The sequence below is a fragment of the Paraburkholderia elongata genome, assembly GCF_013177735.1.
GTDB lineage: Bacteria > Pseudomonadota > Gammaproteobacteria > Burkholderiales > Burkholderiaceae > Paraburkholderia > Paraburkholderia elongata.
Window position 1 is genome coordinate 116,751 of the sequence record NZ_WOEZ01000245.1, and the last position, 12,273, is coordinate 129,023.

Consider the following 12,273-nt stretch of genomic DNA (forward strand, 5'->3'; position numbering starts at 1 on the left):
TGCTTTACATGGGGTTGACGATGCACTATTGTTCAAAAAACAAGTTTTGCATCGTCCAGTCAGGAGACGCCCCATGTCCGCAGCAGAAACCGCAATCGCGCCAGTCGACTACCGCACCGATCCCTCGCAGTACAAGCATTGGAAGCTGAGTTTCAACGGTCCCGTCGCGACCCTCGGCATCGACATCGCCGAGGACGGCGGCATCCGTGACGGCTACAAGCTGAAGCTGAATTCATACGACCTCGGCGTCGATATCGAACTGCACGACGCGATACAGCGCATCCGCTTCGAGCATCCCGAAGTCAAAACGGTGGTGCTGACGAGCCTGAAGGACCGCGTGTTCTGCTCGGGCGCGAACATCTTCATGCTGGGTCTGTCCACGCATGCGTGGAAGGTCAACTTCTGCAAGTTCACCAACGAAACGCGCAACGGTCTCGAAGACTCGTCGCGTCATTCAGGTCTGAAGTTTCTCGCTGCCGTGAACGGTGCGTGTGCCGGTGGCGGTTATGAACTCGCGCTTGCTTGCGACGAAATCTATCTGGTGGATGACCGCTCGTCGTCGGTGTCGCTGCCGGAGGTGCCACTGCTGGGCGTGCTGCCGGGCACGGGCGGCCTGACGCGCGTCACCGATAAACGCAAGGTGCGTCACGATCGCGCGGACATCTTCTGTACGGTGGTTGAAGGCATTCGCGGTGAACGGGCGAAAGCATGGCGTCTCGTGGATGAAGTCGTGAAGCCGAATCAGTTCGACCAAACGATCCAGGCACGCGCGCTCGAACTCGCCGAACAAAGCGATCGTCCGTCGGACGCGCAAGGCGTGGTGCTCACGCGGATCGGACGCACCGACCGCGAAGACGGCCTGACTTATAAAACGCTCGACATTACGATCGATCGTGCGAAGCGCATCGCAACCTTCACCGCGAAAGCTCCACAAGCCGGAGAACCCACCGATATCGACGCGATCGTTGCCGCCGGCACGAGCTGGTGGCCGCTGCAGTTCGCCCGCGAACTCGACGACGCGATCCTGTCGATGCGCACCAACGAGCTCGAGATCGGCACCTGGGTCTTCAAGACCGAAGGCGATGCCCGTAACCTGCTCGCCATCGACGCTACGCTGTTGCAGCACAAGGACCACTGGTTCGTGCGCGAGACCATCGGCATGTTGCGCCGCACGCTGGCGCGTATCGACGTGTCGTCGCGTTCGCTGTTCGCGCTGATCGAACCGGGCTCGTGCTTTGCAGGCACTTTCGCGGAACTCGCGTTCGCGGCCGACCGCAGCTATATGGCGGCACTGCCGAGCAACGAAGACGAAGAACCGGCGATTACGCTGTCGGAAGTCAACTTCGGTCTCTATCCGATGGTCACGCATCAATCGCGCCTCGCTCGCCGCTTCTATGAAGAAGTCGAACCGCTCGACGCGGTGCGTTCGAAGATCGGCCAGGCGATCAAGCCTGTTGAAGCCGAGCGTCTTGGCCTCGTGACTGCGTCGCCCGACGATATCGATTGGGCCGACGAAATCCGCATCGCGCTCGAAGAACGCGCGGCGATGTCGCCGGATGCATTGACCGGTCTGGAAGCGAATCTGCGCTTCAACGGCCCGGAAACGATGGAGACGCGTATTTTCGGGCGTCTCACCGTATGGCAGAACTGGATCTTCAACCGGCCGAACGCAGTGGGCGAGAAGGGCGCGCTCAAGGTGTACGGCAAGGGCAGCAAGGCGCAATTCGACGTCTCGCGCGTTTGATTCTTTTCGACGCGACGCAATGTAACTGAACGCAGCGCCACCTGCCTGATACGCGCCTCTCATCCGCAAGCTCTGTATTCCGACCAAGGAACCGACCATGTCAACGATCAACTACAGCGAAAAGATTCCGAACAACGTCAATCTCGCCGACGACCGCGCATTGCAACGCGCACTCGAACAGTGGCAGCCGAATTTTCTGTCGTGGTGGGGCGATATGGGCCCGGAAGGCTCGCATGGCTATGACGTGTATCTGCGCACGGCGGTGAGCGTCGACGCGGGCGGTTGGGCGCATTTCGATCACGTGAAGATGCCGGACTATCGCTGGGGCATTTTTCTCACGCCCGGCGAGCAGGATCGCAAGATTCATTTCGGCGAGCACAAGGGAGAGGCTGCGTGGCAGGACGTGCCCGGCGAGCATCGTGCGAATCTGCGCCGCATCATCGTCACGCAAGGCGATACAGAACCGGCTTCGGTCGAGCAGCAACGGCATCTGGGTTTGACCGCACCGTCGATGTACGACATGCGCAACCTGTTTCAGGTGAACGTGGAAGAAGGCCGTCACCTGTGGGCGATGGTGTATCTGCTACATCGCTACTTTGGCCGCGACGGTCGCGAGGAAGCCGAAGCATTGCTCGGCCGCCGTTCGGGCGACGAAGACAATCCGCGCATTCTCGGCGCCTTCAATGAGAAAACGCCGGACTGGCTCGCGTTCTACATGTTCACGTACTTTACCGACCGCGACGGCAAGTTCCAGTTGTCGGCACTTGCCGAGTCGGGTTTCGATCCGCTTGCGCGCACCACGAAATTCATGCTGACCGAAGAAGCGCATCACATGTTCGTCGGCGAATCGGGCGTGTCGCGTGTGATTCAGCGCACTGCGCAAGTGATGAATGAACTGGGCACGGACGACGTCGCGAAGATTCGCGCGGCCGGCGTGATCGATCTGCCGACCATCCAGCGTTATCTGAACTTCCATTACTCGGTGACGATCGATCTGTTCGGCGCCGATCATTCATCGAATGCGGCTACGTTCTATAGCTCGGGCCTGAAGGGTCGCTATGAAGAGAACAAGCGCGACGACGATCATCAATTGAACGGACAAAGCTACAAGCTGCTCGACGTGCAGGACGGCAAACTGGTCGAGCGCGAAGTGCCGATGCTCAACGCCATGAATGAAGTGCTGCGCGACGACTACATTAAAGATTCGGTGGCAGGCGTCGGCCGCTGGAACAAGGTGCTCGAAAAGGCCGGCATCGATTTCCGCATGACGGTACCGCATAAAGCGTTCAACCGGCAGATCGGCACGTTTGCCGGTACCCGTGTGTCGCCGGATGGCCGCGTGATCAGCGAGACCGAATGGGCCGCCAATGAAGCGAAGTGGCTCGCCACGCCGGAAGATCGCGCGTATGTCTCTTCGTTGATGGGCCGCGTCACCGAGCCCGGCAAGTTCGCGAACTGGATTGCGCCGCCGGCAATGGGCGTGAACCGTCAACCGGTCGATTTCGAATACGTGCGCTTTAACTGAGTACGGCGATTAAAAACGTGTGGCGTGCGGCGTCGTATTCGCACGAATATAGGGTGGAGGAAGTCATGAACGGCCCAGTATCGATCGAAGTTCTCAGGCAGCATCTGATCGATCCGGAAATCTGCATTCGCTGCAATACCTGCGAAGAGACTTGCCCGGTCGATGCGATCACGCACGACGAGAACAATTATGTGGTCAAGGCGGATGTCTGCAACGGCTGCATGGCATGCGTGCCGCCGTGTCCGACCGGCGCGATCGATAACTGGCGCACCGTGCTGAAAGCCGATGCGTATTCCATCGACGAACAGTTCAAATGGGACGTGCTGCCCGAGCAGAACACGATGGCCGTGCCGGCGCCGGAAGATGCCGCGGCAGGATCGTCAGGCGATGCGCCGGCAGACGCGAGCGGTATTGAAGTCGATATCGTGCGCGGGTCGGTCGTGCCACCGTGGTCAGCTGCGAAACCGTACGTGAATCTCTACACGCACAAGGCGCCAACTACCGCGACGGTGGTCGGCAACTACCGGCTCACCGACGGCTCGACCGATAGCGACATCCATCACATCGTGCTCGATTTCGGTTCGATGCCTTTTCCTGTGCTGGAGGGCCAGTCGATCGGCATCCTGCCGCCGGGAGCGACCGCGGACGGCCGCACGCATCACGCACGGCAGTATTCGATCGCGAGCCCGCGCGACGGCGAACGGCCCGGATATAACAACGTCTCTCTCACCGTGAAGCGCGTTTCCCAGCAGCACGGCGACGCGCTCGATGGGATCTGCTCGAATTATCTGTGCGATCTGAAGAAGGGCGACGTAGTGAGCGTGATCGGCCCGTTCGGCGGCACCTTTCTGATGCCGAATCATCCGAACTCGCATCTGCTGATGATTTGCACGGGCACCGGCTCAGCGCCGATGCGCGCGATGACCGAGTATCGCAGGCGGCGTCGTCTGAAAGGCGCGACCGGCAAGCTGATGTTGTTCTTCGGCGCGCGTACGAAAGAAGAGTTGCCGTACTTCGGGCCGCTGACGAATCTGCCCAAGGATTTCATCGACACGAATCTGGCGTTTTCGCGCACGCCGGGGCAGGCCAAGCGCTACGTGCAGGACGCGATGCGCGAGCGCGCGGGCGACGTCGCGCACATGCTCAAGGACGACAACACGCATATCTACGTGTGCGGCTTGAAGGGTATGGAAGACGGCGTGCTGCAGGCGCTCAAGGAAATCGGCGAACAGCACCAGCTCGATTGGGAAGCGTTATGGATGAAGTTGAAGCGGGAAGGGCGGCTGCATCTGGAGACGTATTGATCGATTAGCTTCCGGCCGGGAGTGGGCCCGCATGTTTGCGGGCCGTGCGGCTCTTACCAGACCGTTTTAACGTGCGGATACGCGCGAATCTTTTCGTCCTTTGTCACTAGCGGTACGGCAAACTTGCGTGCGGTCGCGACGATCATCCTGTCGGCGGGGTCCTTATGGAACTCACCTGGAAGATCGACGGACTTCGTTGCGATTTCTACATCGACAGGTACAAAGCGTACCGCTTCGATGGCCGAGACAGTAGCGAGCCAACTGCTGACATCCATCGAGAGTAGGAGCCTTTCTCGCTCCACCAGCATGGCTATTTCCCATGCGGAAATAGCCGACACGATGATTTCCCCGCCGGCCATTTCGTGCGCGATGGCAGTCTTTGCTTTCTTGCTTAACGTCGGATCGCCGGTGACCCACCAGACCAGAGTATGGGTGTCCAGGACGATCACTGCGTCGCCTCCCAGTCGTCTTCTCCGATGGGAGCGGTGGGATTGTCGTAACGCACGACCGAGCCGCGTAGCACGTCGAGCGGACTGCGTTCTACACCGCGATAGGGCCGCACTTCAAGCGCCGGCTTGCCATGGTCAGTGACGATCAAGCTTTCGCCGGACGCCTCCACTTGCCGGAACAATTCGAGCGCCTTGGCCTTGAATTCGGACTTCGATACCAGATTGCCTTGCACAATAGCTCCTATAGTCAGTTGCCTATAGTCATTATTGTACTCCAAAATGACCACTTAGATGCAGTCATTGGTCTGCTGATCCTTTCGCTTTCCCCTGCGCCGGCGACACCGCCCCACACGCCCGAATCACCAACTGCACGACTTCCTCCGTCGTCGCTTCAAACGCTTTCTGCGTCAGCGCGCGCTTGCCTTTAAGCGCGCGAATCTGCGCGTCAAAGTCGGCGTAATGCTGCGTAGTCGCCCAGATCATGTACATCAGCGTTTGTGCATTCACCGGCGCCAGCAGCCCGCGCGCGATCCAATCGTCGATGACCTTCACCCGGCTGTCCAGCCATGGCTTCACGCGCCCCGTGAGAATGTCCTCCATATGCTCCGCGCCGTGGATGATCTCGCTCGCCCACACCTTCGAGCCTAATGGCCTGCGGCGTGACAACTCCATTTTCGCGCGTACGTATCCGCCTATCGCCTCGACCGGATCGTCGCTGCATTCGAACGTATCCGCCGCGCGGTGCCAGTCTTCGAACAGGTCTTCCAGCACACGCCGGTACAACGCGAGTTTTGTCGGGAAGTAGTAATGCAGGTTAGCTTTCGGTAAGCCTGCGCGTTCCGCGATCATCGCCGTACTGGTTCCGTCGAGGCCACGTTCTGCGAAAACCGCTTCGGCGCACGCCAATAAATGCGCTTCATTCGACTCGCGAATGTGCGCCTTGCGCCGCCGCAAAGGTGCGCGAGTTTCGTCCTGTGTCTCGTCGTTTTCCGTGATGTCGGCAGCCACGTTGTTGTCTCTCATGTTGGCCTTCATCGGCATGTGTGCCGCGTCGCGCTTCATTCTAGTCGTTTGAGCGCGGATGGACACGCGCATTCGAGGCCGTCGAAAAATGCGTGCTGCAGTGCAATGGCACGCTTCTCGCTATGTTTCCCACCGTACGAAAGGGATTGATTTGGCGGGCTTAATCGTCTACAACCTGTCCAACTGGACAGGATTGAGATAGCGGGCGATGCCCCAGGGTTTGCCCTCTGATGAAGAGGCAATCGAAGGCATCGAGTGTGCACCGCCGCCGTGCGGCTATGCCCCAAAACCCGCCGCCCCTGCACCAGTTTCATGTCGATTCACCGAAAGGAGCGAGACGAATGAACGCGGTATCCGAAGCGCTGAAGCACGCAGAACCCGCAACGTCGATCAGGGTCGACGGTAAGCGGCTGTGGGACAGCCTGATGACGATGGCGAAGATCGGCGCGACGCCCAAAGGCGGCGTCTGCCGGCTGGCGCTGACCGACCTCGATAAACAGGGGCGCGACCTGATCGTCAGTTGGGCGAAGGAAGCGGGTTGCACGGTCAGTGTCGATCAGATGGGCAATGTGTTCATGCGCCGCGCCGGGCGCAACCCCGATGCGTTGCCGGTCATGACTGGCTCGCACGCGGATTCGCAGCCGACCGGCGGTCGTTTCGACGGCATCTACGGCGTGCTCGGCGGACTCGAAGTGATCCGTAGTCTGAACGATCACGGCATCGAGACCGAGCATCCGGTTGAAGTGGTGATCTGGACCAACGAGGAAGGCTCGCGCTTCGCACCGGCAATGGTTGCATCGGGTGTGTTCGCCGGCGTTTTCACGCTGGACTACGGCCTCTCGCGCAAGGACGTGGACGGCAAGACTATCGGCGAGGAACTCAAACGCATCGGCTATGCGGGCGATCTTCCGTGCGGTGGCCGCCCCTTGCATGCCGCGTTCGAATTGCACATCGAACAAGGGCCGATTCTCGAAGCCGAGCAAAAAACCATTGGCGTGGTGACCGATGCGCAAGGTCAGCGCTGGTACGAAATCACACTGACGGGGCAAGAGGCGCATGCGGGTCCGACGCCGATGCCGCGCCGTCGCGATGCTTTGCTCGGGGCCGCGCGCGTAGTCGATCTGGTCAATCGCATCGGGCTGGATCACGCGCCGTTCGGCTGCGCGACGGTCGGCATGATGCAGGTCTATCCGAACTCGCGCAATGTGATTCCGGGTCGCGTGTTCTTTACCGTCGACTTCCGTCATCCGGATGACGCCGTGCTTGCGAAGATGGATGCCGCGTTGCGCGAGGGCGTGGCGAAAATCACGAGCGGTATCGGTCTGGAAACCGAACTTGAGCAGATCTTTTACTACGCGCCAGTCGCTTTCGACGAAGCCTGCGTGAAGTCCGTGCGCGCCGCGGCCGAACGCTTCGGCTATTCGCATCGCAACATGGTGTCCGGTGCGGGACACGACGCCTGCTATCTGTCGCAGGTCGCGCCGACTTCAATGGTGTTCGTGCCGTGCGTCGACGGAATCAGTCACAACGAGATCGAGGACGCCACCTTCGAATGGATCGAAGCGGGCGCTAACGTCTTGTTGCACGCCATGCTCGGACGAGCGTGCGAGCCGGTTTCATAACGCTTTAGCGGTAGCGGTTGTGGTTGTGGTTGTGGTTGTGGTTGCGGTTGATTCACCAGCCTCACCGTAGTGCCCATAAAACATGCCGCCCCGGCTCCGCTTCAGCGTAGCCGGCGGGACCGGCTACGTCCTCACATTGAAGAAGGAACGTGTATGGCCATCAAGCAAACCGGCGATATTGCGGCTCAGCGCCTATCGGCCGATCAACTCTCGTGCGAGTTCTCCGATATCGCGCCGTTGCTCGACGCGAGTGCCGCGGCCGCGGCAGCGAGCCGTTGTCATTACTGTTACGACGCGCCGTGCGTGAACGCGTGTCCGACGCAGATCGACATTCCCAGTTTCATTCGCAAGATCAGCAACGGCAATCTGAAGGGCGCGGCCGTCGACATTCTGTCGGCGAATCCGATGGGCGGCATGTGCGCGCGCGTTTGCCCGACCGAGATTCTTTGCGAAGGTGCTTGCGTGCGCAACCATCAGGATGCGAAGCCGGTGGCGATCGGCGCGTTGCAACGTCATGCGACCGATTGGGCGATGACGCGCGGCGAAGCGCTGTTCAAGCGAGCTGCTGAAACGGGGCGGCATGTCGCTGTGGTCGGTGCCGGACCGGCCGGACTTGCGTGTGCGCATCGGCTTGCATTGGCCGGCCACAACGTGACCATTTATGACGCCCACGAAAAAGCGGGCGGTCTGAACGAATACGGCATCGCTGCCTATAAAACCGTCGACGATTTTGCGCAGCGCGAAGTGGCGTGGCTGTGCTCGATCGGCGGCATCGAGATCCGGCACGGCATCGCGCTTGGACGTGACGTGGATCTCGACGCGCTGCGGAAGCAATACGATGCGGTCTTCCTCGCGATCGGTCTCACGGGCGTGCGCGCATTGGCGATGGAAGGCGAGGACCTGAGCGGCGTGATGAACGCAGTGGATTTCATCGAACAGGTGCGCACCGCGAGCGACTTCGGCACGGTGCCGGTGGGCCGCCGGGTCGTCGTGATCGGTGGCGGCAATACGGCAGTGGACGCCGCTGTGCAAAGCCACAAACTTGGCGCGACGTCGGTGACGATGGTGTATCGACGCGGCGTCGAGTCGATGAGCGCAACGTGGGCTGAGCGCGATTTCGCGCAGACCAACGGCGTCACGCTCGTCACGCACGCAACGCCGGTGCGTTTGATTGGAGAAGGCGGCGTGGTCACAGGTGTCGAATTCGAACGCACATCAAGCGATGGCACTCAGGAGCGCTTCGTGGTCGAGGCCGACATGGTGCTCAAGGCAATCGGGCAGACGCTGGTGCCGGTCGGAATCGAGCGCGAACTGTTGACGCTGGATGGCAGCCGTATCGCGGTCGATGCAAACGGACAAACCTCGCTGCCAGGCGTGTGGGCAGGTGGCGATTGCGCGGCGACGGATGGGATCGAACTGACGGTACAAGCGGTGCAGGACGGCAAGATCGCCGCTGCCGCGATTGACGCGCAGTTCGCCCGCACAGCGGTTAAAGCCGCGTAAGACCGCATAAAGCCGCTTAAGCCACGCATCAAACCAAGATAAAACAGCAGTCCCCAAGGAGCCGAACATGGCCGATCTGCGCTGTACGATTGCCGGCATTACGTCGCCGAATCCCTTCTGGCTCGCCTCTGCGCCGCCGACCGACAAAGCCTATAACGTGAACCGCGCGTTCGAAGCGGGCTGGGGCGGGGTCGTGTGGAAGACATTGGGCCTCGACCCGCATGTAGTGAACGTCAGCTCGCGTTATGGCGCAGTGCAATGGAACGGCCAGCGCATCGCTGGCCTGAACAACATCGAACTGATCACCGACCGTCCGCTCGACATCAACCTTAAAGAAATCACGCAAGTCAAACGCGACTGGCCGGACCGCGCGATGATCGTTTCGCTGATGGTGCCGTGCAACGAGCGCGACTGGAAATGGATTTTGCCGCTCGTCGAAGACACCGGCGCAGATGCGGTCGAACTGAATTTCGGCTGCCCGCATGGCATGAGCGAGCGTGGCATGGGCGCGGCGGTGGGCCAGGTGCCCGAGTACATCGAAATGGTCACGCGCTGGGTCAAGGAAGGCACGAAGCTGCCGTGCCTCGTCAAACTTACGCCGAATATCAGCGACATCCGCCTCGGTTCGCGTGCTGCCTATAAGGGCGGCGCGGACGGCGTGTCGCTGATCAATACCATCAACTCGATCGTCGCGGTGGATCTCGACGCGATGTCGCCATTGCCGATGGTCGACGGCAAAGGCACGCACGGCGGCTATTGCGGTCCGGCGGTCAAGCCGATCGCGCTGAACATGGTGGCTGAAATTGCGCGCGACGTGGAAACACCGAATCTGCCGATTTCCGGCATCGGCGGCATTTCGACGTGGCGCGATGCGGCCGAATTCATGGTGCTTGGTGCGGGCAGCGTGCAGGTCTGCACGGCGGCGATGCACTACGGATTCCGTATCGTCTCCGATCTTGCCGATGGCCTTTCGAACTGGATGGACGAAAAAGGCTACGCGACGCTAGACGATTTTCGAGGTCGCGCCGTGCCGAACGTCACCGACTGGAAGTACCTGAACCTCAAATACGACATCAAGGCACGCATCGATCAGGACAAGTGCATCCAGTGCGGCCTCTGCCATATCGCGTGCGAAGACACCGCTCACCAGGCGATTATGAAAGAAAAAGATGGCGTCCGGCATTTTGAAGTGATGGACTCCGAATGTGTCGGCTGTAATCTGTGCATGCATGTGTGCCCGGTCGAGCAGTGCATCACGATGGAGCGTGTGGACAGTGGCGAGTACGCGAACTGGACCACGCATCCGAACAACCCCGCGCGGGTGGATGCCGGTGAGAACGGCACGTCGGACGCAGTTGAAACCGCCGAGCATGCACACGCGCACGCACATGCAGCAAAAGCAGCCTGAAACATGAGCTACCTGTAGGAAAGGAAACGAAGCGCTTGTACTGAACCTATAGTTTTCCCCAGGGCCCTGACGCGCCGCCAGAAGCCGCGCGGGCCTCAACGATCAGTGGAGATCTTTCGATGAAGCAAACAGCGCAACCCGTCGATCCGCAGTTTGCGGCCGGCGCGCAGGGCAGCAGTCTTTACAACGATGACCTTGCGCCGACCGGCGTCGCCCAGCGCACGTGGAGGTGGTATCACTTTGCCGCGCTCTGGGTCGGGATGGTGATGAACATCGCGTCATACATGCTCGCGGCCGGTTTGACGGAGGAGGGCATGTCGCCGTGGCAGGCGGTGGCGACCGTGCTGCTCGGCAATCTGATCGTGCTGGTGCCGATGCTGCTGATCGGGCATGCGGGCGCGAAGCACGGTATTCCGTATGCGGTGCTGGTGCGTTCCTCCTTCGGCACGCAAGGTGCGAAACTGCCGGCGATGCTGCGGGCAATCGTCGCGTGCGGCTGGTACGGTATTCAGACATGGCTTGGCGGCAGCGCGATCTACACGCTGCTGAACATTCTGACCGGTAACGCGCTGCACGGCGCGGCCTTGCCGTTCCTGGACATCTCGCTCGCGCAGCTCGCGTGTTTCCTCGTGTTCTGGGCGCTGCAGATTTACTTCATTGTGCACGGCACCGATTCGATTCGCTGGCTCGAAAGCTGGTCCGCGCCGATCAAGATCGTGATGTGTATCGCGCTGGTGTGGTGGGCCACCTCGAAGGCGGGCGGACTCGGCTCGATGCTGTCGGCACCGTCGCAATTCGTGACTGGCGGCAAGAAGGAGGGCATGTTCTGGGCGACCTTCTGGCCCGGCCTCACGGCCATGGTGGGTTTCTGGGCGACGCTCGCGCTGAATATTCCCGACTTCACCCGCTTTGCGAAAACGCAGCGCGATCAGATCATCGGCCAGTCAGTGGGCTTGCCGATTCCGATGGCGCTGCTCTCGGTCATCTCGGTGGTGGTGACGTCGGCGACCGTGGTGATCTACGGCAAGGCGATCTGGGACCCGATCGACCTGACGAGCCGCATGACCGGCATCGGCGTCGGCCTTGCGTTGATCATCCTGACGCTGGATACGATGTGCTGCAATCTGGCGGCGAATCTCGTCGGCCCGGCTTATGACTTTTCGAGCCTTTGGCCGAAGGGTATTTCGTATCGAGTCGGCGGCATGATTACCGCGACCATCGCCATTGTGATGATGCCGTGGAAGATTCTCGCCACCACGCAGGGCTATATTTTCACGTGGCTGGTCGGCTACTCGGCTTTGCTCGGTCCGGTGGCGGGCATTCTGATGGTCGACTACTTCCTGATTCGCGGCACACGGCTCGACCCGCGTGAACTGTTCGACGAGCATGGCGAGTACAGCTACACCGGCGGCTGGAATATCGGCGCGGTGGTGGCGCTCGTGATCGGCGTGCTACCGAATCTGCCCGGCTTTTTGCATACCGCGTTTCCGGCATCGTTCCCGAATGTGCCGGCGATTTTCAACACACTCTATACCTATGCCTGGTTTGTCGGACTCGCGTTGGCGTCGATCGTATATAGCGCGTGGATGAAGCTGAGCAAGGGACCGAGTGCGCGTGTGGCGAGTGCCTGAGTGTGCATGAGCCACGCACGAAGCGAACGAAGTACGTAGCACCGAAACCAGCAGTTCATAAGGA

At 60.5% G+C, this 12,273-nt stretch carries 10 protein-coding genes; 7 read left to right on the forward strand and 3 right to left on the reverse strand.

All coding sequences use genetic code 11. The features are described 5' to 3' along the window. Window positions 1-73 precede the first annotated feature (73 nt). The 3 genes from boxC (at window position 74) to boxA (ending at window position 4,573) form a co-directional block, all read left to right on the forward strand. Window positions 74-1,744, forward strand: coding sequence for a 2,3-epoxybenzoyl-CoA dihydrolase (gene boxC, locus GNZ13_RS42270; protein ID WP_172163016.1), 1,671 nt, complete (start codon window positions 74-76; stop codon window positions 1,742-1,744). A gap of 97 nt (window positions 1,745-1,841) precedes the next feature. Next, window positions 1,842-3,269, forward strand: a complete 1,428-nt coding sequence (gene boxB / locus GNZ13_RS42275; RefSeq protein WP_172163019.1) for a benzoyl-CoA 2,3-epoxidase subunit BoxB — start codon at window positions 1,842-1,844, stop codon at window positions 3,267-3,269. A 65-nt stretch (window positions 3,270-3,334) separates the two neighbouring features. Then, entirely contained in the window at window positions 3,335-4,573 is a 1,239-nt protein-coding gene (boxA, locus tag GNZ13_RS42280; RefSeq protein WP_172163022.1) for a benzoyl-CoA 2,3-epoxidase subunit BoxA, read from the forward strand. 53 nt (window positions 4,574-4,626) lie between these two features. Here the strand turns inward: boxA and GNZ13_RS42285 are convergent, their stop codons facing one another. From GNZ13_RS42285 to GNZ13_RS42295, 3 genes are all read right to left on the reverse strand, one after another. Next, on the reverse strand, window positions 4,627-5,022 hold the full coding sequence (locus GNZ13_RS42285) for a type II toxin-antitoxin system VapC family toxin (RefSeq protein WP_172163025.1): 396 nt from the start codon (window positions 5,020-5,022) through the stop codon (window positions 4,627-4,629). Then, window positions 5,019-5,255 carry a type II toxin-antitoxin system Phd/YefM family antitoxin gene (locus GNZ13_RS42290; protein ID WP_172163028.1) on the reverse strand — a complete coding sequence of 79 codons (237 nt, stop codon included), beginning with the start codon at window positions 5,253-5,255 and terminating at the stop codon, window positions 5,019-5,021. The genes GNZ13_RS42285 and GNZ13_RS42290 overlap by 4 nt, the downstream gene beginning before the upstream one ends. Before the next feature lie 64 nt (window positions 5,256-5,319). Beyond that, window positions 5,320-6,084, reverse strand: a complete 765-nt coding sequence (locus GNZ13_RS42295; RefSeq protein ID WP_172163031.1) for a TetR/AcrR family transcriptional regulator — start codon at window positions 6,082-6,084, stop codon at window positions 5,320-5,322. A gap of 302 nt (window positions 6,085-6,386) precedes the next feature. Between GNZ13_RS42295 and GNZ13_RS42300 the strand changes: the two genes are divergently transcribed. The 4 genes from GNZ13_RS42300 (at window position 6,387) to GNZ13_RS42315 (ending at window position 12,209) form a co-directional block, all read left to right on the forward strand. Continuing rightward, window positions 6,387-7,667, forward strand: a complete 1,281-nt coding sequence (locus GNZ13_RS42300; protein WP_172163034.1) for a Zn-dependent hydrolase — start codon at window positions 6,387-6,389, stop codon at window positions 7,665-7,667. Between the two features lie 153 nt (window positions 7,668-7,820). Continuing rightward, the gene (locus GNZ13_RS42305) at window positions 7,821-9,170 is read left to right on the forward strand and encodes an NAD(P)-dependent oxidoreductase (protein WP_172163037.1); all 1,350 of its coding nucleotides are present in this window, start codon (window positions 7,821-7,823) and stop codon (window positions 9,168-9,170) included. Between the two features lie 67 nt (window positions 9,171-9,237). Continuing rightward, window positions 9,238-10,578, forward strand: a complete 1,341-nt coding sequence (gene preA / locus GNZ13_RS42310; protein WP_172163040.1) for an NAD-dependent dihydropyrimidine dehydrogenase subunit PreA — start codon at window positions 9,238-9,240, stop codon at window positions 10,576-10,578. Window positions 10,579-10,697: 119 nt separating this feature from the next. Then, entirely contained in the window at window positions 10,698-12,209 is a 1,512-nt protein-coding gene (locus GNZ13_RS42315) for an NCS1 family nucleobase:cation symporter-1 (RefSeq protein ID WP_172163043.1), read from the forward strand. Window positions 12,210-12,273: the final 64 nt, after the last annotated feature.